Origin of the sequence: Paenibacillus sp. OV219, from assembly GCF_900110075.1 — a bacterium.
GTDB lineage: Bacteria > Bacillota > Bacilli > Paenibacillales > Paenibacillaceae > Paenibacillus_Z.
In genome coordinates this window covers 1,236,170-1,258,083 of the sequence record NZ_FOCJ01000001.1, presented here as the reverse complement: position 1 = coordinate 1,258,083, position 21,914 = coordinate 1,236,170, and the positions used below count along the sequence as shown (strand labels likewise).

The following is a 21,914-nucleotide window of genomic DNA, read 5'->3' as shown; positions in this document are numbered from 1 at the left end:
GTTTTCCTTGGGCTGGGACTTAGGAGGAGGAAAAATGAGTCTGAAGACATTTTTGCACCACTTGCAATACGAGCCTGACAAAACGAAACCACAAGATGTGGAGGTAGATTGGGAGAACGCGCCTCTGCCGTATAAATTATATCGTCATTTGCCTGTATTTCCTCTCGCTTCCGACGTTCCGCTAAAACTAACGGGCAAGCGAAGGCAAGAGAAACCAACACTTAGGGATATCGGGTATTTTCTTTGGTACACCTTCGGTCTGGCACAGGTTAGTCAATCTGTTATTGAACAATATACGGGAGAAAAATGGGAAAGCTCATTACAGCTCTGCAGACGATTTGTTCCTTCAGGCGGAGGGCTTTATCCGAGCGAAATTTATTTGTATTTGAAGCTGGAGGAATTGCCTTACGGTATCTATCATTATGATGCGGCTCATCATCGTTTGATTTTATTGCGTGAAGGTCAATTTGATTCCTACGTGGGCAAGGCCTTAGGCAATCGCTGCGACTTAACAAGCTGTTTCGCAGCTGTTTTTGTATCGACTGTATTTTGGAAAAACTTTTTTAAATACAATAATTTCTCGTATCGTTTACAGGGGCTGGACGCAGGTTTGTTAATAGGCCAGTTGCATGAGGTGGCGAAGCGCTTTGACTTTGAGGCGGGGGTGTACTTTCAGTTTCTTGACCGTGCCATCAACCATTTGCTTGGATTACCTGAAGCAGAGGAAAGTGTATATGCTGTAATTCCTCTTGCAGCAGATCCAAGTATTGAATGGTTCCACCATGACATTAGCAATCAAAATCGGATGTCGTCAGCAGAATTATGCAGTGAGCTTCCAATCATAAAGCATGATCACTATAGGCGTTCAAAAAAAGTATTGGACTATCCAATGCTGACCAAGTTGAATGAAGCATCCATAATGGATTCCACCCTTTCATTTAAACAGCTTGGCAAGGAGCAAAGGGCAGTCCCTCAAACCGATTTTCATGTTTTGCCTCAAGTGAATAGACTGACGTATGATTTAGCAGAGGTGTGCAGGCAGCGTTACTCGCCAGAAAATGAATTTGTATGGGAAGAAGTGAGTCAGTCGGATTTAGCGGCACTGTTGCAAGAGGTTATGATTTCCTATCACTATCGAAATGATCTGGATGGTTCGACCCAGAGTCCAATGTCTCGAGTAAACCTATTTGGCTGTTTTTATGGCGTTAAAGGAATTCGTGATGGTGCCTATCATTATGATGATAAAGCACATACGTTGCAGCTTGTTCGGGGCGGCGATCAAAGGTCATGGCTTCAGAATGGGATGTCGTTGGATAACGTGAACTTATTCCAGGTGCCGCTGAGTTTTCATGTCGCGGGTGATCTGGGATATCTCCACGCCGAGCTTGGTTATCGCGGCTATCGGATTCTACAAATGGAAGCGGGAATGTTGGTTCAGCGCTTGCTTCTCGCTGCTTGCGCATCTGGAATGGAGGGACGTCCGCTGCTAGGATTTGACGTTAGTTCCATGAATGAGCTATATGGATTGACTCCGCTCGGACAAACGAGTTTGATCCAAATTCCAATCGGCCCATGTCGGAGTCGTTCACGGCTTGAGGGTAGTTTATCTCAATAATTGATTTTGAAAGAAAAGGCAGATTGAATGTCATTACCATTCAATCTGCCTTTTATCATTTTTAACCTTTAGGCTGTTGAACTGCTGCTTTAGGCTGATGAGCTGCTTCCAGCTTCTGGAGATCATCTAATGTGAAATGAAGGTGATGATGCACATGCATCATAGGCATAGGATAAAACCAAGCATGATGATAATCAAATTCCTCGAGCTCCCATCCATCGTGATGATGATCGAAGGACATGTGCTCATCCCACATTTCATGCATCATCGGATGATAGTCATCCATCATGGGATGGTAGTGATGCATGTGGTGGGAGTCGTGCATGTAAGGTGAGTGATGCATCTGACTATAATCAACGCTGCTATGATGCGTAGGGTGAACAGGCTGCTCATGAACAGATTGAGGTCCCCAATTGGCCCGGTTTGGACTTGGTTGCATTTGAGGCCTCCAATTGGCCTGATTCGGATTTGATTGCGTTTGTTGGTAATACTCGGGTTTAACAGCCGATTGTGGAATATATGACTGATTGCTTATCATGCTGCGCCTCCTTATTAATATACACTACAATATGCTTTGAACGAAAAAAGGGCACTTATCCCTATAAAATGGGCTATGTAGATCCGAACAGAATAAGAAAATAATATGCGATTGAAGTGGTTGTCGGGTGAAAATCGCGGATTTTTTATTTATGGGATCAAGTAAGTTCTTGTCGTCTGTAAGAGGACAAGAACTTATATGCATAATCGCTTGCACGTTTCGGTTTAAAAAAAGCTCATAGCGAGAAGGCAGGCAGCCCGAGCTTCGTGGGAGGGATTCTTCACGCAATCGTTATACTTGGCAAACAGCTCGGTAAGCCGCAATTTCTCCTGCTCGTTCAACGTGATTTTGTTATGCTCGCCGATCGGGCGGTTATAGAAGCAATGAAGCAGCTGCAGCTGCTTCGTTTGAAATAAGGCGATAAGCGCAGGGTTGAATTCAATGGTCACCCGCTCATAAAGCGCATCTGTCGTGAGGGCGGGCTTATGGATTTCATGCTCGTTCGTAATGATCAGATCGCCCAGCTGAAGCGGATAGACGGCTTTATCGACGAAGTAGTTCACATCGCCCCGGATCAGAAAGAAGATTTCGCAGCCTTGATGCAGATGAAAATGGATACTGAACGGCGGTGTCCGAACCGCGTGTTGAACTGGGCGATATACTCATTAATCATGCGGAAGCTCCTCATGTAATTTTGAGCAATATTATCCACTTCCATGGCAATTTCGTCAATTCATGGCAGAGGAAGAAAGACATCTGTATAAAATACGGGTTTTGTGAAAAAGTAACGCAGATACAACAAATGGCCACGGGAATTCCCGTGGCTTTGCTGCGCCGTTCGTTTCTTCAAAGTTCTTCTGTTTCTTCTTCATTTTACTTCTTTGTTTTTTCTGAAATTGGACTTTCCGTTTTTGTTTTAAATCTTTGAACCTAAAAGTTTGATTCAATTTCGGTTTTGTTTCAATTTCAGTTGTGGTTTCAATCCGATTAAATCATTACTGATTTTGTATTGAAACTGATTCCAATCACAAGCTGTTTCTAATTAGTCCACATAACTAATATTATGTTAACCAATTGCATCCTGAATTATCCATCTAATCTTTTCATTGATTTTCATGAATATACCATTCCATCTATAAAGATCACTTCATCGCTTTATCACTATCTGCAAAGTTGCGTTCACCAGCTCGATTTACATATTCTTAACAATTATCAGCGGAACTTTTCCAGCCTCATGCACGTTTAACCGTCTGGAGGTGAAAAACATGAAAAACAATCTTGTAAAAAAACTGTCCATCATTGTAGTCGTTCTCTCCTTGACGATTCTGGGAACGGCATGCGGTAACAGCAACAACAATGCCGCTGATAACACTTCGGCAAAAGCTTCGAATTCTAATGCTGCTGCTAACAATGCTGCAGCTGATAACTCCTCCTCGGATTCGGCTGCTGCGAACACTGGTTCGTCGACAGACGAAGCGGTGTCGCAAGAAGATGCTCCTGTCGTTATGTCTGGCGTATTCAACGGAATTAATGCGGACAAGACTATTGAGATCGAAACCGGCGTTGGACCGCTTTCTTATCAGCTCAGCGCCGAGCTTGCCGACAAGGTATCCAAATGGGAACAAGGAACGAAAGTGAAGTTTGAGTACAAGGAAAACACGATCACTACAATTGATAAAGAGTAGTACATAGTTGTTGGGTCTGTGAGTCATGAATCACAAGAAAGGGACCATCGAGTATTTCACTCCATGGTCCCTTTCCCTGTTCAGCTATAATTAGCTACATTAATTACCCCGCGTGATTACCCCTTCAGTTCTTTCAAAAAATACCCGTATCCCTCTTTCTCCATCTCTTCCTTCGGAATAAACCTCAGCGCAGCCGAATTGATACAATAACGCAGCTTTGTTGGTCCTGGACCGTCGTCGAACACATGGCCAAGGTGAGAATCTGCTGAAACACTGCGCACTTCCATCCTGACCATGCGATGGGTCAGATCCTGCTTTTCTTTCACATTGGAGCTCACAATCGGCTTCGTGAAACTCGGCCAACCGCAGTGGGAGTCGAATTTATCAGCAGAGCTGAAGAGCGGCTCGCCAGAGACGATATCGACGTAGATCCCTTCCCCATTGAAATCCCAATATTCATTGGCGAATGGCGGCTCGGTGCCGCTATTTTGCGTTACTTCATATTGAATCGGTGTCAACTGACTGCGTCTTGCTTCACGATCCGACTGCGTATTCCAGTGCTGCTGGATAAAAGCATCCCGGCCAGAGCCCTGGCGATACATCCGATAACGAAGTGGATTCTTATGATGATAATCTTGATGATACTCTTCAGCTGGATAGAACGGCGCTGCCGGCACGATCTCCGTAGCGATTGGTTTATCGAAGCGACCGCTAGCCGCTAATTCTGCTTTGGAACGCTCAGCCGCAATACGTTGTTCCTCGCTATAATAGAAGATTGCGCTCCGATAGGAACTGCCACGGTCATGGAACTGTCCCCCTGTATCTGTTGGATCAATTTGGCGCCAGTACACTTCAAGCAGCTTCTCATAAGGGAAAATAGCAGGATCGAACGTGATTTGCACCACTTCCGCATGACCTGTCGTCTCTGTACACACTTCCTTATATGTCGGATTTACCGTATGTCCGCCCGTGTAGCCAGACACGACGCTCTCGATACCCAGCTGCTCATCGAAAGGAGTTACCATACACCAGAAGCATCCACCTGCGAAAGTCGCTTTTTCGAAGCGATTATCTTGCCCATTATCAACTTGATTCTCATCCTTATGCATAGGTCTAATCACCTTTCTTAGTCGAATGTTTCCATAACTCTATCATAACTCAAGCTGCCCGATCTTTCCAAATGTACGGCTTCTCATGTCTTCTCATCTTTCTCACGAAATTAATGAGAAATTTCTCACTTAATTCTCATAAACCAATCCAGACCCTTGTAAATGCCCACTTTCGACTCCTAATGTGAAAAAGCGGGTGCTTTTTCGTGTGTTATAGTGGGTAAATGACAAATGGCACCTTGTAGAAGCTGGAGGGATTAAACATGAAATGGAAAAACAAACGTTTACTCAAGAGCGTCCTAAGTGTGAGCCTTTGCGCCACGATCGGATTTGCAGCACTAACAATTAGCACGGCGACGCAAGCGTCTGCCGCAACAGAGAAAGCCAAAGAACTGATTTCGTATGGTGAGAAATACATAGGCACTCCTTATCTTTATGGCGCAGTTCCCTACATGACGAATTCATTCGATTGCTCATCCTTTACGCAATATGTATACGATAACTTTGATATCAACCTTCCGCGTACTTCCATTGATCAAGCCTTGAAAGGCCAGAAGGTGGCAAAAAGCTACCTGAGCATGGGCGATCTCGTCTTCTTCAAGACAAACGGGTATGGCATTAGCCATGTTGCGATTTACGCAGGCAATAACAAGATATTGCACAGCGCGAACAAAGGCGTTGAAATCTCAGACTTGAACTCAAGCTATTGGAAGAGCGCTTATGTAACGGCAAGAAGAGTTATAAGTTAATGAATCCACTTCAGGAATCAAAGAAGAGCTGGATGAAATGAGTGCATGGAGCACCGATTTCAATCCAGCTCTTTTTGCTTTTTACGCAAGCTGCTAGCTTAGACTCGGAACAATCCGTACCCGTCAAACTTCACGATCGGATCCTTGTCCTCGGTCAATCCTTCGCCACTACGGTGCAATGCAACGTCGACTAGCCACTTCGTGAATCCGGCGACATTCATCGTTTCCATCTCCTGCAAGCTGTAGAAGCCAGCCGCATCAACCTCGAGGCCATCCGGAACCGGCTCGCCACCAACGTAATCCATCGCGAACGCGATGTATACGTTATGAATGCCTCTCGGATGATCTCGTACGGCAACGACGCTGCGAACCTCTGCATCAATGCCGGATTCTTCCTTTACCTCGCGGCGGATCGTCTCATGAATAAGTTCATGCTGCTCGATATAGCCGCCTGGATTGGTCCAGTAGCCTTTGCCTGGCTCCTGCGCTCTGCGAACGAGAAGCACCTTCTCCTGCCGAACAACTAGAGCGCCGACACCGACACTATAATTGCCCCAATGTACAAAGTTACAGCCTTCTGCCGTACACGCACTGCGGGGTGTACCGTCTACGTCGCGCACCGCAAGCGGAGTGCCGCAGGTCATGCAATAATTAATCTCCATCGCTTATTAGTCTCCCGGTTCGAATTGGAATAGAAGAATGCGAATACTGCTCTCGTATATAATAGCTCCGAGTCTTGCAGAGTTCAACCACTTCTATCCAATGAACCAAGCTTTTATTACAGATGGTTTACTTTCACAGTGAACGTCTTAATATCCCCGGAGTCGCCATTGCTGATAAAAGCAGTCAACGTCACGCTAATATCGCTCTGACCGTACGCTGGACGATAAAGCACAGTTCCGTTGTCAGACAGCAAGGATGGGTTGCTAGAGTACCAGACGACCTTGCTGCCATAATAACCGCTTGTCGGCAATGTAATCGCTCCAGTAACGTTTGAGGCGCTATCGCCATCCTTGTAGCTGATCGCGAGATCTGCTTTATCCGCAGCAACTTTCTCAGCGCTCGTAAATTGCGGTTTGACCGTCAGTACGAATACTTTCACATCCGTGGAGGAACCGCTGGATATAATCGCTGTCATTGCCACGTAGCTCACTGAAGCGCCTGCTGCTGGACGATGAATCGTCTTGCCATCTGCCGACAATATCGTAGGCGAGCTCGTAGTCCAAGTAATCTTCGAACCGTTCACGCCAACGCTTGGCAGTACGACAGGTCTAGTAACACGATTAATCGTATCGGTACCGCCAAACGTGATTTGCAGCGCTGCCTTGTCAGCCGCAACACGCTGTGCATCCGGAAGGCCTGCTTTTACAGTGAGCACGAATATTTTCGTTTCGGAATAATTGCCGGATTTAATATCTGCTGTAAATACTGCGATAGCATCGCCTGCTCCATTATTGGGTCTAACGACGGTTTTGCCATCATTGGAGATGACAGATTGGAGCATGGAAGTCCATTTGATCGTCGATCCGTTCACACCTTTTGCAGGCAGCTCTATCAAAGGCTGAGTCACGCTGTTAATCGTGTCAGATCCTCCGAAAGTAATCTTAAGGGCTGCTGAATCCTTCTGTACGCGCTCTACGTCTGTCATTTGCGGCAGATTCGCTTTTACAACGACACGGAAAGTTTTGCTGACCGATGCGCTGTTACGCTTGATGACAGCCGTTAAATTAACGGCAATATCGACGTTGGTTGAACGGTGAATCGACAAGCCGTCATTCGAGAGAACGTTTGGATTGCTGGACACCCAGCTGATACTAGAGCCGTTCTTGCCTGTCTGTGGTAGAATAATCGGCAGTGTAACCGAGTTCGCATTATCAATGCCTAAGAATGTTAGCGCTAGATCCGATTTATCAGCATTCACGATATTCGTGTCGTTCTGATTGCCAGTATTGCTACCCTGTGTACATTCCGCCTTGAAATTCGCGATCATCCGCTTGAGAACAGTGCGAGTCCAATCATTCTTCACCTTTGCTAGCGTGACATTCAGACTTGCGACTACCTCGTTACAGGATTGCAGCTTACTCTTGTTCCAGTCATCCTTATGATCATTGCCATGTGCAAGAGCTATACTACTTGTGAATGCAAACATCGATAGGACGAGCATGACGACTGCCCACTTCTTCATGTGCCTCTCTCCCAACACCATAAATTAGTGAAAACGCTCCACTATAGATAAGTTTCGTCATCTCATGCAGCTTTTCGGGGGTGATTTAGAAAAATATGTTTTTAATGGTGTTAAATGTAAGACCCCCTGCAAAGTTCCTGGTATCGCGTTCTCCTTACACTCCAAACGCGTCTCTCGCTTATTAAGTTGCGGCTGCAACGAAAAAAAATCCGCCCGAAGGCGGATTCATCGATTCTCTGATTTCATTGATCATCAACACTATACAGCAAACACATGGCTACCGATCTTCGTCGTTACTTTACGAGTCAAGATCCATTTCGACTTCGCGGTCGTTGGATTGTAATAATAGACCGCATTCTTCGTCGGATCCCATCCACGAACCGCATCCTTCGCGGCGAGGAACGCAGAATTATTCGGGAGGAGCCAGTACTGGCCATCCGCAACGGCTGTGAACGCGTAAGGTTCAAAAATCACGTCACTAAGCGTCTTCGGGAACAGCGGCGACTGCAGGCGGTTCATAACGACCGCTCCAACAGCAACCTGCCCCTTGTACACCTCACCCCGCGCTTCAGAGTAGATAATACGCGCGAGCTTCGAGAGCTCAGGCTTGTTGACAGAGAGCTTCTTCAGCTTCGCCCACGTCTGAGGGCCGGCTATGCCATCCGCCTTAATGCCGTTTGCTTTCTGAAAATTCACGACGCTACTACGCGTTGTCATGCCGTATGTGGTCGTGATTGTATCTTTATAGTAACCGAGCGTCTGCAGCCGGAATTGCAAGTCCGCTACGTCGCTATTCTTACTGCCTTGTTTGAGTACTGGTGCAGCTGCTGCTGTTACAGGCACCTGTTCCGCGAGAACCCCCGATACAAGCATGACGAGTGCCAGTGCCGCTATCCTTCTCTGTTTAAACATGATGCTTCATTCCTCTCCAAACGTTTGGTATGACGCTGATTGTAGCATCTCACACGCCCGCCATGCGATTTAAGGGGAATTTCTAATCATCTAAAAAATCTCTCATTCTTACAGATTCAGGTAAGTAGACTCTTGCTACACCGTCGCTCTGCGAAGTAAGAAGTAGGCAATGAAGCCTAAGCAAACTGTAATTGGAAGCAGAGCGAACGCTAGCTGTACAGCCGAATGATTAGCAAAGTAATGTCCAATCGAAATCCACCAGTCCAGATAGTTTGCAGCATAGAAGAACAGTGTGAGCAACGCGATACTACAGATTGTCAGCACGGTCATGCCTGTCTTGCCGAATCGACGGAATAAACAGCCGATGGTGAAGCCGACAACAAACAGACACAGCATAATCGAGAAGAATACGAAGATCTGCTCAGCCGCATTGCCGTCGCTTAAGTATGGCAAATGGAAGAAATACAGCTCCACTCCCCACCCAACCAAGCCAAAGCCTTCAATATACGAGAGCAGATACAGGACAATCGACGTACAGAAGCTAACCAGAACAACCATGAGCATCGTGCCAGTGAAGAAATCCTTCCGGCGGACACTAAGACCAAGCGCGAACGGGAAGGTCTGGGACATTGACATGATGCCAATGACGCCCATATAGATAAAGATCGAAGCAAGCCCGCCAGTCGTCACTTTGTCGTCCATCGGTATAAGTGCAGCTATAAATAGATTAATGATGAAGCTAGAGGTGAGAATAATCCACGGTAGCAGAACCCAGCCCATCTTCTCTCTCAAATACATTTTGACAACGCCTTGTACAGGATGCATTAGATGATGCCCTCCTTGCGTGATTTGCTGTTATTCGTTAAATAAACAATAAGCTGCTGAATCGTCACTGGTGCAAAATCAAGCCCTAGCAACTCTGCCTTCCGCTGCTCGCTAGCAATCAAGCTTTCATAAATCGTGGCCGACTTGAAGCCGCCAAGCAGCTCGTCGTGAATCACTTTCTTACCGGTAACGAATGTATCGACTTTCGCAGCAGGCCCTGTTACCGAATACGCTCGCCCGCGCAGCAGATCGGCTTCCTCATCCAGAAGCAGCTTCCCGCCATCAATGACGATGATATGCTCGAGCAGCCGGCTCACTTCATCGATCAGATGCGTTGACAGAACGATCGTCCGCGGATGTTCAGCGTAATCCTCCATAAGGCGATCGTAGAACAGGCTTCTCGCTACCGCATCAAGCCCCAGATAAGGCTCGTCGAAAATCGTGAGCGGTGCCCTACTTGCAAGCCCCATGACGATGCCGACAGAAGAGAGCATCCCTCTCGACAGCTTCTTCATCCGACGCTTCAGCGGTACGCGGAACTCTTCAAGAAGCTCTAGCGCATAGGCAGCATCCCAGTTGGGGAAAAATAATGCAGCTGTCGCGAGCACATCAACCACGCGGAATGCATCGGGGTACTTCTGACTTTCTTTAATAAAGCAAATTTGGCGCAACACCTGGTTATTCTCGTATGGTGCTTCACCGAAGACACGAAGCTCGCCGCTCGTCTGGAACAGTTGAGCGGTAATCATATGCATGATCGTTGTCTTACCCGCTCCATTGCGGCCAAGCAAACCATAGATTTTGTTCGCTTCAATGGTAAGGCTGACATCGTCCACCGCTTTTACATTGCCGTACGTCTTACTTAAATGAATGGCTTCTACGACTTTCGTACTCATTGCACTCACCCTCTCTTATGGATCATTTCGGTCAATTGTTCTGTTGTAATGCCGAGCTTCTCGGCTTCTCGAATCATCGTTATGACATATTGCTCATAGAACTGTTCCTTCCGCTTCTCCATCAGCTTTGTTTTGGCTCCAGCAGCTACAAACATACCGATTCCTCGTTTCTTGTACAGGATTTGCTCATCTACAAGCATATTAACGCCTTTGGCTGCCGTAGCTGGGTTAATACCGTAGAAAGCAGCAAATTGGTTTGTTGAGGGGACCTGCGTTTCTTCAGGCAGACCGCCTCCAATAATGTCATCCTCAATTCGTTCGGCGATTTGCACGAAAATGGGACGACTGTCGTCGATTTGATTGGCCATTGTTTGTCGCACCACCACATTGGTTAGTTACTCATGTAACTAACTATATAAGTAACTGAGCATTGAAGTCAATAGATCGAATTTAATTTCCGTTAATACCCAGCGTAACTTAACTACCTCAACACTTCATTTCAAGGAGCTGACCTGGATGAGCAAATGGATAGCCACGCTCCTTACCGCATTGACACTGGCCTTCACAACTGCACTATGGGGTCACGATGAGGTAATTGCTGAGCTGGATTACTTCTATTCATTCGAGCGACAGCTGACGGTTGGTTCATTATTGATGCTTACCGTTACCGTCTTAATTATTCTGCCGCTCTCACTGTTCGCAGACGCTTGCGCAGCGAGATTCATCCCTTTCCCCGGCATTGAAAGGCAATTGGCTGCGCTAGTTGGTTACTTCATCATCCCTAGCGCCCTCGCGTTCTTTGTGTTGCTAATCTCCACTTCCAGCATGCAAGTAGCCGCCTCAATCGCGTTGTTATTCGGCATAAGCGGTCTGCTGTTATGGATCTACCAAACACTGCTTAGTTGGCTCACCACCCGCTCCAGATAAGAATCCGGAAGCCGGGAAGCAAGGAAGCTCGGAGCCTGGAGCCTGAGGGTACTGATCCGTATGCCATTCGCTGCACTGATGGTGCTTACAACAAAAAAGCCGCACCCCCTGGAGAGTGCGGCTCGGCTTCGATGCCTGATTTTAACCTGTAATATTTAGAGTACCCGTCAGCGAGTTCCATATGCAGCCAATACCGATCTGTTTCAATACACCACATGGAATCATTGTGACGCCGGAGGTCGCACCGAAGTTCGCTGGAATTATCACGCCAGTAGCTACACCGTTCAATAGTACTTGATTGTCTTGGTATCGCACTTCGTACTGTTTACCTTTATAGATAATTGCCATGACGGATTGCGCATTGCTATTGACCGTCACCTTATAATCGCCGCCGAGGCTGCGAAGAGTATCCTTGAGCGGTACAGAGATCGAGCTGCCTGCCATAGCTGGGAAGATTGTAGCCAGAGGCTTGCCGTTCGCATTCATCGTAATATCACGACGCACTTGCATCGGAGCATACACCATATGATCCGGTGAGACAGCCGGGCCACCGGTCTCGTTCCAATTGTCAGCGCCCCAACCGAAGACGCGGCCTTCTCTATCCATCGCTAAACCGTGATAAGTGCCTGCTGCAATCGCCTGTATCGGTGAAGAGAGGCGAATCTTCTTCCCTTTGTCCGCACTGTTATACATGTTGATGCTGTACACCTCTCCGCTCTGCGTTAACAGCAGCGTCAAGCTGTAGGCACCGGTACTAATCGCCTTCAATTTCAGCTCAGGATGGAACAGCTTCGGCTTTACACCAGGCGTCCATGACAGCAACCAAGCTTGGCCTTTCAGATCGAGGGCTAATGCGCCGTTATAATTCGGAACAAACTGCTGCACCGCCGGCAGTCCAACCATTCGAGCAGGCGATGTCAGGCTAACCTGCGAAGCCGATATCGGAGTCGGAGTCGATGCGGATGCTGTAGCGGAATCCAGCTTTGCCGCAAACTGCCAGACCGAGCCGTCTGATTTAATCACATAAACAGTATCATCAACCGATGTGATCTGTTTCACATTTGTCAGCCCGCTTACTTGTGTAGGCAGCACCGTAACTGCAGCGCCACCAGCAGATGGCTCCTTGCTGCGCGGCCATGCCCAGACCGAACCGTCAGAGCGGAGGCCAAACCCGAACTTGGACCCAGCAATCGTTTGGCTCATACTGGTCAATGGCTTAAGCTGCCTAGGGAGTATTCCTTTTTTCACATCTTCAAGCGAAGCTCCCCACTCCCAGACCGTGCCGTCTTTCTTCACAGCCGTCTGGTATCCGCTTCTGTTTGTCGAGATCACTACAATGTCCGTCAATCCTGCAAGCCGAACGGGCGCAGCAATTGAAGTCGAAACCATTTGTTCCTGAATGCCGAGCTCCGACCATAGGTTCCGTCCCCAACCCCACACTGTTCCATCACTGCGCAGCGCAGTGGAATAGTACGTGCCTGCAATAATTTGTGTGAAAACAGGTTTAGTTGTTGGTGCTTGCTCTGCAAGTGCAAGACTCGGCAGTGAACATGCCAGCAGCATGAATACCATGATCAGTGTAAGAATGGGCTTCCGAGCGAAGCGACTGCGATACTGTCTCATTTTGGAAAAGTCTCCTTCTATCATTCATTTAATTGTCTGCGAGCATACCATACTCCTTTGACGCTTACAGCTGGATGAATGTTGCGCAGCACAACGGATAATGATTACAATAAAGAATATACATAGCATATCCCGGTACGTAATCACATCGTGGCCGTTAGGAGGTTGACCGAGCTTGAATATTATTAAAGTGAAGGACCGAAAGGAGCTCGACCGCAGAACACCTTCGATGCCTTGGTATATTGAGAAGTTTATCGGCTATAAGCTGCCGGACCTATCCCCGTCCTCGCTGCTCGAATATGTGCGTGACTACGACGCGTTCCTAGGTTGGCTTATTGCAGAAGGAATAGCGGCTGGACCGACCATTCGAGATGTGACGCTTGAAGAGCTTGAGAAGCTGCATATGGACAATATTGATTCGTTCAAAATGCATCTCGCAACACGTCCCGAATCGTCCAACAGCAGAACGACGATTTCTCGCAAGCTCTCCTCGCTTCGCTCGCTCTTCCATTACTTGAGCCAAATTGCCGAGGACGATCAGTTCTACCCGCTTCTGAAGCGTAATGTCATGGCTAAAGTATCCATTAAACGGTCGGGGAAGCCGAAGGATACTGCCGCTAAGCTGGAGGGTAAGCTTCTGCAGGAGCAGGAGATCGACGAGTTTATCCGTTATATCAACGAAGATTACGGTACAGAGGTCAAGGAGAATAAGCAGGCGCTCTACTCCTATCAGAACAACCGGACGAGAGACACGACGATCGTTAGCCTCATTCTCAATTCCGGCCTTCGTGTATCCGAATTGTTCAATCTGAACATGGACGATCTCGATATGAAGAAGCAGCTTCTCTACGTCTATCGAAAAGGAAGTAACGACGATACGTTCAAGACGCCTGTGTACTTCCGCCAAGAAGCAATTCGCGATTTGCAGCTTTACCTTGCTCAGCGGGATTCGCAGTACAAAGCGCCGAAGCGGGAGAAAGCGCTCTTCCTCGCCATAGCCAATGGCAAGAAGGAAGGTGCACGCATGACTAAGCGCGCAATACAAGAGATGGTTATCAAGTATGCGAAGCGGTTCGGCAAGCCATACTTGTCTGTACATAAGCTGCGCCATTCGTTCGCAACCGATTACTACTTGCGTAATGATCTGTACAAGACACAAGAGCAGCTGGGCCACGCCTCACCGGAGACCACACAAATTTATGCGCATCTCACGGACAAAACGATGGCCGAGGCGATCGACCGGCAGAAGGAAGCATAATGCTAATACTATATACTGGCTAATTGATAAAACCGCCCTTATTTAGGGCGGTTTTTAGTATGTAGAGATAACATGCGATTATTCAACCGGCTAATCGATATCCGTAACGAGCTAATGTTCTAATACCATATATCTACCCGGTAGTTGAACGCAAAATGGTCCTTCATTAGTCAAGTTTAATAATCTTATCAAAGCAGAATGAATCTTTGTCATAGCCATTATTCTCATAGAAAGCATGGGCACCGGTTCGCTTCATTCCTGTACATAAAATAATGCTGGATATTCTGCTGTGTTTTGCATGAATTTCAGTGTATCGTAGAAGTTCAGTGCCTACCCCAAGACGCTGAAAGTCATTATGAACAGCAAGGCCAGTTATATGCAGATAACCATTCGCAGACCCTACAGCTAATGCATGAACGATAGATATGAAACCAACAACTCGATTCTCATGTAACGCTACAAACGTTTTGTAAATGCCGGCTTTGATCATCTGTTCCATCGTAATGCGAAAGTTCTCATCCGTAACAGTACGAACGCCAAGTACATCGTTCCATAAGAAAACAACTATTGGAAATGGTTCTTATTTCAATTCCCTCTTTCAGGGCAATGCGAGCAACTCTTAAATTTTGTTTTATATTCAAAATGTACACTAGCAATTTCTTTATAAAGAATGCGATTCCTGCACTCGCACCAATAAAGCTATCTGCCCGTTAGCAGAATAGGCACCCGAAAGTGATGACCGGCAGCCTGTTTTTTGTACTATCGTGTCCTTTAGAGTAACGTAAAGTGGAGCAGCTGCCGCCGGCAAACTGCGACAAGGTGCATCTAACGCCCGTCGTTAGTTCCATTTTTTACAGCACTTCATTTTATGCGACTTCGTTGTATAGATGTTCTTGTACGACATCTTCAGCGTAAAAAATCATCTGTAAGATCAAGCTCTCTATTACAAACATCACAATGGTCTTTAATAACTAATCCCAATCTTGTAGGAATGAATGTGTATGCAATTTAGCACCTGCTACATCGATTGCAATACACGAATCCCATTGATTTAATCTATTAAACATTTCCTCAGTGATTTAAAAATTCACCCTGTAACCACCTCTTGTCTCCATACTAAACCTTCATGGAGCTATTATGATGAGAAGAAATCAATTCTGATAGTTCTAAATAATCTTCTAAATTCCCTGTTCATTTAAGTAATCGCGTCCGCCGTCAATGCTCACCTTGCCACATATGCAGGTATTCAATTTCAGTTAGACAATGTTTACATAGGATTGCATTACGAGTTGTTTTTGAATAATTCATACTTATATCTTTCATTCTTACTTTCAGACATAAGATACTCGGATAATGTGTCATCAGATTCAATTATCAACACATATTTTTGACCATCAGGGTCTTCTCGAAATCGTTTTCCATTCTCGAAATAATATAGAGATGCTCTAGTAGTCTTGGCTATTTCACGAATTGAATGTTCTATCCTTCTAAAGATGACTTCCCAATTACATTTTGCGATTGTTCGCTCACGGATTCGCTTCACCTATACGTTTAACGGACGTTGTGCTTTGCACTAAGTAAGCTGATCGTATGTTTAAACATTAACACTTTAATAAGTGCGTCTTTTTTTTTCTATACAGTAAATAAAAAAGCCGCAGTTTATGCGACTTCCGTTGTATAGATGTTCTTGTCGTCAGACATGTGAATAATTCTTTAGGCCGCCCCAAGACAGGAACTTCATCTCTGGGTAGACATTGTCTTTCCCGAGCTCCGTCAGGTCATGTCCTCTTACAAATTAGTACCGTATTCAGTTTGCTCTCTGGTTTTTAAAGTATGACTTCCTTATAAATTCGTAGCAATCGGATACCAATTGAATTCAATGAGAATCTCATTTTGACAGTTTTAGCACCGTAAGTGCCCCAATAATGACCTCGTTTAATATTGCCCAGCATGATGCGGATATCTCTTGATAACTTATCAGGTGTGATTGGTGAAAAGGCTCCATGATCGCCAAAGTGGCAATGGATCATCTTAGACATATTTCTTGGTCGGACGATTCCGCAATACCCTGCTACCCCTGCTGCAATCACGGGTTTCGCGCATGCCATCGCTTCAAGCGCTACTCGGCCAGTACCAACAACAATGTCCGCGGCATAATAAGCTTGTTGAATATTGGTCATCGGCGGTCGGATCACGATTGCCATACGACCAAGCCGTCGATTCACACTAGCCGCAAGTTGGATCAAATCTGAGCGACGGGATCCTGGACCAATCAGAACCACGATCAAATTACGGTTGCTTTTACTAACACGTTGGGCGGCCAAGACCAAACTCCGGATGGCGATATATTTATCATTCGAAAACCTACCAGCATACAGTATGATTTGAGCTTTAGTCGGTAAACGAAGAACCTTTCTCCAATGATTCTTTTTCCTTGATGGCTTGAATGTATTTAAATCGATTCCGTTAGGTAGCATCCGGATTTTGTTCACTGGGATGTTGTGGTTCACTAACCATTTAGTTAACCCTGGAGAGACCGTTATCATTCGTTTTGCAGTACGAGCTGCTTTTATCATAGATGCCCGATGATGATACTTTCCATGTACCGTAGCAACTAAAGGAATTTTTAATTTGCGTGATAAAACTGCCGACTGATAAAATGATTTGGAATCATGGGCATGAATAAGGTTGTATTTACCACTTTTTGCGATACCGGATAGAAGTGAAAAATGATTTCGTTTCAGAAGATGCCTCGTAATACCAGCTCTTTTAAATGAGTAGGCAAGCGGACCACTACGAGCTACAATACCAACCCTGACCCCACGCGAAATTAGATTTCGTGAAATGGATAAAATGTGTCTCTCCGTTCCCCCAATATTTAATCTGTTAACCATCATCAAAATTTTCACTTCTTCACCATCCCGAATCGCCACACAAGATGGTACATCATATGTCAAACATTTATGGCTGTCGTGGGCTTGCAATGATGCTCTTAGAAATAAGTATTCTTCCAACCGCTGGCCATCCGGCAATCACGTCTGGGACGGCACATTGTGTAACGGACGAGACCATCGACTCTAATAAAAGAACGGTCGTCTGACTTCAGACGACCGTTCTTTTATTTTTATTTATTTGCTCCGCTCATGATAGTAAGTGAGTCATTAAGCGCAGAGATGCACTGACTGCCATTTGGTTTACCTTTGCGAACGGTTGCCAATACAACGTCGATCGTACCATCGATCTTAGTCCATGTTGAGCCGTCGATTTTCCTAAGCTTAGGCTCAGAAATGTCCCACTTGTGCTCCAAATTGTCAGCGTCTTTTTGGGCTGCAGCAAACTCCTTTGCGTTTACTGCTTTCATCATTTCGTTTTCAATATCGATAAAATCCGATAATCGTCCGGCCAATTTCGCTTGCGGTGTATCGGTCGTCGCTTCCGGTGAAGCTGCCGGTGCTTGAGGAGTCTCGGATTGCGATGACGCGGGAGCTTGTGAAGCCGCTGCTTTGTTGGCATCGTTCAATACTTTCAGTGAATCTTGAAGTGCGTTTTTGCTTTGATTCGCATCGGGTTTTCCACTGCGAACGGCAGCCAACACCACGTCGATCGTACCATCGATTTGGGTCCAAGTGGAGCTGTCAATTTTTCTAAGCTTGGGCTCCGCCGTGTCCCATTGATGCTCTAAATTGTCAGCACCCTTTTTCGCGGCAGCAAAATCCTTCGCGTTCACGGCGTTCAACATATCATTTTCTATATTCACGAAATCCAGCAGCTGTCCGGCTAATGAAGCCGAATTGGACGATGAGGCCGATCCGGAAGAATCGATTTGCGATACGATATTATGGCTCAACTGGACATATCCACCGATGCCTATAGCTAAGAAAACACAAAGTACGGCAACAGTTTGAACGAGAACGTTTCTTTTGCTTTCTTTTGCATGTCCCGATTCTACGGTATCGCTTTTCGGTGCCGTATCGATCTTGGTAACAGCCAAGAAAATGATGACTGCCAAAATCGCTGCTAGAAATACGATGCTCGTTATCGTTGTACCTAAGCCTAATCCGCCATTCATTTTGGTTTGGGACAAGTAGTCACCTATGGACGCTCCCAGCGGTCGAGTCAGAATATAAACGACCCAGAAAGCCAATACCGCATCCAGACGCAGCCATTTCCAAGTAAAATACATAATCGCGATGATAATAACAACCGTGATACCCGTGTTAAAGTAACCAAGTCCGAGTTGTTCGGAATACAGATCGCCAACGGCTGTTCCAAGGGCGAATGTGAATAGAATGGTTAGCCAATAATAAACTTCGCGTTTTCTCGTGTAGATCGAGTGAATGGAAAGCGTCTTTTCACTTGCGTACCAAACCAGGAAAGTCAATCCTAACAATATGCTGAATACAATCGTGCTTTTCTCCAATGGTACTCCCATCGCATCCGTCAAATTATCGGTTACAAGGGTTCCAAAAACGCTGATCAATACGACGGTTAGCCAATAGATGCCGGGTACATATTTTGTTGCTTTGAACTGAAAGATCAATACGATGAAAAACGCGACTCCCATGATAATCGTCGTATTCGTTAAGCCGAACCCAAGGTTGAAATTCAGAAAATCCGCGAATGTTTCGCCGACAGTCGTACAGAGAATCTTAATGATCCAGAAGAAAATCGTAACCTCGGGAACTTTGCTAAGCAAAACTTTCATTTTGTTGGGATGTGCTGACATGTAACTTCCCCTCTCCTATTGGTATCATCACTTCATTGTGATGATAACTCGTCCAAACATGAGTCTCACGATGCCAATAACAATGATAAACATGAGAATGGCTGATGCAATATAACGGTTTGTACATGCCCCCTTAATGAATTTAAGAAGTTTTTCTCTCGGTTTTTACGAGGAGCTCACGGATTGCTGTAGATGCTTGGAGATGGCCATTGCCGAAAGTGAGGTAAAGTTCGAGTTGCAAGGGTCCTTCTTCATGAAATCTAATTCCTTTCGGGGCTACGAATATCTCCTTCACACATTAGCCTGAAATTCTAAAACTACTGTGAATCAAAACTTAATTTATTATTAACAAAAAATCGGTTGCTATAATGAAAAGATCGTCATCTATCCAAACCATGAAGATTTCATGGTGTGCGAAGTTGTACTGCATCGATTGGCATTCACGATCGGTTGTCACTCAACAGGCTAAATATGAGATGTTTCTAATCGTATTTTCATTAAGTGTTTATAACTATACACTGACTGCTTTCCCTTTCTCATTGGGTTAATCTGGATAATATAATCGTGCTACAATCGGTTCTGTATCAGCACGATCTCATAATTCAACTAAGAGAGGAAGTACATGACAATGAAAAAATGGTTTCTTGCTTTCGTATCTACTCTAACTATCGTTTGTGCTAGCTTAGCGCCAACCGGGGCGTTCGCCGCAACCTCAAAATCCACACAAGCTGTATCCACGCAATCTGTCGTCGTAACGCCTACCGAACAAAATATTGTTGCTAATGCTCAATCGTATATCGGAAAAGTCCGTTATCACTTTGGTACCCGCAACTTACAAAAACTTATTCTCGATTGCTCATCGTTCACCCAATTGGTATTTAAGAATAATGGCATTGACATCCCATGGGGTTCTAGAGCACAAGCAAAAAGTGGCACGCTCGTCAAATCGAAATCCGATTTGCGCGTAGGCGATCTGGTCATGTTCAGCATTGGTACTCCGGGCAAAATTCAGCACGTCGGCATCTATATCGGAAATGGTCTATTTATTAATAATCAACCTGGAGTTGGTGTGAACATCAAGAGCCTTACGAGCGGTTATTTCAACAACCGATTCATTATGGGACGTCACCTTGTGTAGCGGACAAGCATTCCACCATATTTCTCAATAAAAAGAAACGGTCGTCTGAAATCAGACGACCGAACTTTTCATTTGAGGTGTTTTTTCATCTACTTGTTTGAGAAACTGAGCCCACTTGTCATCATTCTAAACTACTTCTTCCAGTCCATAATGCCCGATTATTGGAGGAAACTCTCCTTTCCAATTCCTTCAGTTATGGATGGAGTGGTTCAATTTCACTCTCTGCCATTCTCCATTTCGTCCCCCAATGGGTTTTAACTGCTCCTTTATTGTTGAAGTAACGTTCTCCGTTAGATCGAGAACCCTCATCGTTTTTTTCTCATTAAATTTCATTGTTTATACGATGAAGTCATCACAGGGACAAGCCGATTCCTGCATGTACTCATTAATTAATGTATGTCACGAAAAAGGAGATATCTATTTATGACACAATTAATAGATGCTAGACGTTCCCTACCCTCCATTCAATCAGCTCATCTATAACATGTTTGTATTTTCCACAGTTAAGGAACAGGTGTTAATGTGGTAATTTTTACTGTTTCTGAACCTAAAACTCTTTGAGCTGAAATAAGGTTTCCACTAGCATCTGTCGAAAAGATATTAGCTGTAAAATCAACACCTGAAATTCCATCGGCTTGAAACTCATAAGCTTTAGTCCCAGCTATACTATAGGTCTTAATTATATTAGCAAGAGGTGGTATCGAAAAAAGCTCATGTGCTATAGGTGTCTTTGCAATCCCACTTCCAGTAATAATAAACACTTCAAGTTCAAAAATAACGGATTGTGTCAAACTATCGTTGTTTATATCAAAAATCAATGCGGTAGCCTTGCCATCATTAAGAATAGGGCCTGTTGTTCTCGGCATATTTCTCCTCCTTTGCATTTATAAAATTTATTTAAGGAACAGGCTTTAACTGTGAAATCTCTTGGGTTTCAATGCTCAGGACTCGTTGGGCTCCAATAAGATTACCACCTGAATCTGTCGAGAACACATTTATTATTACGTCAGGAGTGTTCGAGACATTATATTGAACTTCAAAAGAAGCGCCTCCTGCAACACTATATGTCCTTATCATGGTAATAAGTGGAGAAATTGAAAAAAGTTCATGTACAATTGGTGTTAGTGCACCTCCAAAGCTAACAAATAACTCTAGTTCAACAATTCCTGTAGTACTAACATCATCATTGCTCAATATGACGGTTACCATAGCTGCTGGATTTGGGACATTATTCTGGATAACTCCGGTTGTATTAGCCAAATGGTATTTTCCTCCTTACTCACCTCATTATTTTTGTGATAGCGTATTCTAACTTGTCCAACGGAGTGTGGGTTATCTAATCAAGAGATAGGTTAATCCCACATTATTTTGATGCTTATAGAAAAAGTTCACTGCGTTAATCTGCCCCGTTAGCTTAATGAAAAATGGAGCAGCTGCCACCGGCAAACTGCTCCTTAGTCTTTTCAACTAATGTTCCTAGTTAGCGCAATATTTCTGCTGTTATCTCTACATATTCTCATGCCATACAGTAATTCCCATTATTCTATCTACGATATGATTATCTGCCCATACTGCTGTGGTTTCTAGTTCTTGGCATTCCTCGAACGAAGAGGGTCTTATCTCACCTTTATGGTAAATAGAATACTTTCCTGATATTGTGTCTTATTTATAAACGCCAACAATTTCTTCTCCCTGTTTAGTGTTGCAAGGTAAAATGAGTCCCTGATT

Annotated in this window: 22 protein-coding genes; 7 read left to right on the top strand and 15 right to left on the bottom strand. The window is 45.1% G+C overall.

What is annotated here, in order from left to right; translation table 11 throughout:
• Positions 1–34 precede the first annotated feature (34 nt).
• Positions 35–1,615: a SagB family peptide dehydrogenase gene (locus BMY11_RS05620; protein WP_090573440.1), complete on the top strand. Its 1,581-nt coding sequence runs from the start codon at positions 35–37 to the stop codon at positions 1,613–1,615.
• 61 nt (positions 1,616–1,676) lie between these two features.
• On the opposite strand, the gene BMY11_RS05615 is transcribed toward BMY11_RS05620, so the two are convergent.
• Together BMY11_RS05615 and BMY11_RS05610 are read right to left on the bottom strand one after the other, a co-directional pair.
• Complete coding sequence (locus tag BMY11_RS05615) at positions 1,677–2,153, bottom strand: hypothetical protein (protein ID WP_090573439.1); 477 nt, start codon at positions 2,151–2,153, stop codon at positions 1,677–1,679.
• A 224-nt stretch (positions 2,154–2,377) separates the two neighbouring features.
• The gene (locus tag BMY11_RS05610; protein WP_090573438.1) at positions 2,378–2,770 is read right to left on the bottom strand and encodes an AraC family ligand binding domain-containing protein; all 393 of its coding nucleotides are present in this window, start codon (positions 2,768–2,770) and stop codon (positions 2,378–2,380) included.
• An 11-nt stretch (positions 2,771–2,781) separates the two neighbouring features.
• On the opposite strand from BMY11_RS05610, the gene BMY11_RS28425 reads away from it, so the two are divergent.
• Both BMY11_RS28425 and BMY11_RS05605 read left to right on the top strand, forming a co-directional pair.
• Positions 2,782–3,081 carry a hypothetical protein gene (locus tag BMY11_RS28425; protein ID WP_143069211.1) on the top strand — a complete coding sequence of 100 codons (300 nt, stop codon included), beginning with the start codon at positions 2,782–2,784 and terminating at the stop codon, positions 3,079–3,081.
• A gap of 337 nt (positions 3,082–3,418) precedes the next feature.
• Complete coding sequence (locus BMY11_RS05605; RefSeq protein WP_090573437.1) at positions 3,419–3,838, top strand: hypothetical protein; 420 nt, start codon at positions 3,419–3,421, stop codon at positions 3,836–3,838.
• A 116-nt stretch (positions 3,839–3,954) separates the two neighbouring features.
• On the opposite strand, the gene msrA is transcribed toward BMY11_RS05605, so the two are convergent.
• Positions 3,955–4,947 (bottom strand): peptide-methionine (S)-S-oxide reductase MsrA, encoded by a 993-nt coding sequence (gene msrA, locus BMY11_RS05600; RefSeq protein WP_090573436.1) that lies wholly within the window; start codon positions 4,945–4,947, stop codon positions 3,955–3,957.
• Positions 4,948–5,210: 263 nt separating this feature from the next.
• Here msrA and BMY11_RS05595 point away from each other — a divergent pair, with 263 nt between their 5' ends.
• Positions 5,211–5,696, top strand: coding sequence for a C40 family peptidase (locus BMY11_RS05595; protein WP_090573435.1), 486 nt, complete (start codon positions 5,211–5,213; stop codon positions 5,694–5,696).
• Positions 5,697–5,794: 98 nt separating this feature from the next.
• On the opposite strand, the gene BMY11_RS05590 is transcribed toward BMY11_RS05595, so the two are convergent.
• The 6 genes from BMY11_RS05590 to BMY11_RS05565 all read right to left on the bottom strand — a co-directional run bounded on the left by BMY11_RS05590 (position 5,795) and on the right by BMY11_RS05565 (position 10,882).
• Positions 5,795–6,358, bottom strand: coding sequence for an NUDIX domain-containing protein (locus tag BMY11_RS05590; protein WP_090573434.1), 564 nt, complete (start codon positions 6,356–6,358; stop codon positions 5,795–5,797).
• A gap of 116 nt (positions 6,359–6,474) precedes the next feature.
• Positions 6,475–7,881: an immunoglobulin-like domain-containing protein gene (locus BMY11_RS05585; protein ID WP_090573433.1), complete on the bottom strand. Its 1,407-nt coding sequence runs from the start codon at positions 7,879–7,881 to the stop codon at positions 6,475–6,477.
• Positions 7,882–8,139: 258 nt separating this feature from the next.
• Positions 8,140–8,793 carry a cell wall hydrolase gene (locus BMY11_RS05580; protein ID WP_090573432.1) on the bottom strand — a complete coding sequence of 218 codons (654 nt, stop codon included), beginning with the start codon at positions 8,791–8,793 and terminating at the stop codon, positions 8,140–8,142.
• Positions 8,794–8,928: 135 nt separating this feature from the next.
• Positions 8,929–9,618, bottom strand: a complete 690-nt coding sequence (locus tag BMY11_RS05575) for a hypothetical protein (RefSeq protein ID WP_090573431.1) — start codon at positions 9,616–9,618, stop codon at positions 8,929–8,931.
• On the bottom strand, positions 9,618–10,514 hold the full coding sequence (locus BMY11_RS05570) for an ABC transporter ATP-binding protein (protein WP_090573430.1): 897 nt from the start codon (positions 10,512–10,514) through the stop codon (positions 9,618–9,620). Before BMY11_RS05570 ends, BMY11_RS05575 begins: the two co-directional genes overlap by 1 nt.
• A 5-nt stretch (positions 10,515–10,519) precedes the next feature.
• Entirely contained in the window at positions 10,520–10,882 is a 363-nt protein-coding gene (locus BMY11_RS05565; protein WP_090573429.1) for a GntR family transcriptional regulator, read from the bottom strand.
• Positions 10,883–11,030: 148 nt separating this feature from the next.
• Between BMY11_RS05565 and BMY11_RS05560 the strand changes: the two genes are divergently transcribed.
• Positions 11,031–11,441 carry a hypothetical protein gene (locus BMY11_RS05560; protein WP_090573428.1) on the top strand — a complete coding sequence of 137 codons (411 nt, stop codon included), beginning with the start codon at positions 11,031–11,033 and terminating at the stop codon, positions 11,439–11,441.
• A gap of 141 nt (positions 11,442–11,582) precedes the next feature.
• Here BMY11_RS05560 and BMY11_RS05555 read toward each other — a convergent pair whose 3' ends face one another.
• Positions 11,583–13,064, bottom strand: a complete 1,482-nt coding sequence (locus BMY11_RS05555; protein ID WP_090573427.1) for an RCC1 domain-containing protein — start codon at positions 13,062–13,064, stop codon at positions 11,583–11,585.
• 175 nt (positions 13,065–13,239) lie between these two features.
• Between BMY11_RS05555 and xerS the strand changes: the two genes are divergently transcribed.
• Positions 13,240–14,322, top strand: coding sequence for a tyrosine recombinase XerS (xerS, locus tag BMY11_RS05550; RefSeq protein ID WP_090573426.1), 1,083 nt, complete (start codon positions 13,240–13,242; stop codon positions 14,320–14,322).
• 166 nt (positions 14,323–14,488) lie between these two features.
• Here the strand turns inward: xerS and BMY11_RS05545 are convergent, their stop codons facing one another.
• From BMY11_RS05545 to BMY11_RS05535, 3 genes are all read right to left on the bottom strand, one after another.
• Positions 14,489–14,821 carry a GNAT family N-acetyltransferase gene (locus BMY11_RS05545; protein WP_090573425.1) on the bottom strand — a complete coding sequence of 111 codons (333 nt, stop codon included), beginning with the start codon at positions 14,819–14,821 and terminating at the stop codon, positions 14,489–14,491.
• 1,327 nt (positions 14,822–16,148) lie between these two features.
• The gene (locus BMY11_RS05540) at positions 16,149–17,336 is read right to left on the bottom strand and encodes a glycosyltransferase (RefSeq protein WP_143069208.1); all 1,188 of its coding nucleotides are present in this window, start codon (positions 17,334–17,336) and stop codon (positions 16,149–16,151) included.
• A 110-nt stretch (positions 17,337–17,446) separates the two neighbouring features.
• Entirely contained in the window at positions 17,447–19,048 is a 1,602-nt protein-coding gene (locus BMY11_RS05535; protein WP_090573423.1) for a COG4705 family protein, read from the bottom strand.
• 628 nt (positions 19,049–19,676) lie between these two features.
• On the opposite strand from BMY11_RS05535, the gene BMY11_RS05530 reads away from it, so the two are divergent.
• Positions 19,677–20,186, top strand: coding sequence for a C40 family peptidase (locus BMY11_RS05530; protein ID WP_090573422.1), 510 nt, complete (start codon positions 19,677–19,679; stop codon positions 20,184–20,186).
• Between the two features lie 503 nt (positions 20,187–20,689).
• On the opposite strand, the gene BMY11_RS05525 is transcribed toward BMY11_RS05530, so the two are convergent.
• Together BMY11_RS05525 and BMY11_RS05520 are read right to left on the bottom strand one after the other, a co-directional pair.
• On the bottom strand, positions 20,690–21,052 hold the full coding sequence (locus BMY11_RS05525) for a hypothetical protein (RefSeq protein WP_090573421.1): 363 nt from the start codon (positions 21,050–21,052) through the stop codon (positions 20,690–20,692).
• Between the two features lie 31 nt (positions 21,053–21,083).
• Positions 21,084–21,446, bottom strand: coding sequence for a hypothetical protein (locus BMY11_RS05520; protein ID WP_090573420.1), 363 nt, complete (start codon positions 21,444–21,446; stop codon positions 21,084–21,086).
• Positions 21,447–21,914 lie beyond the last annotated feature (468 nt).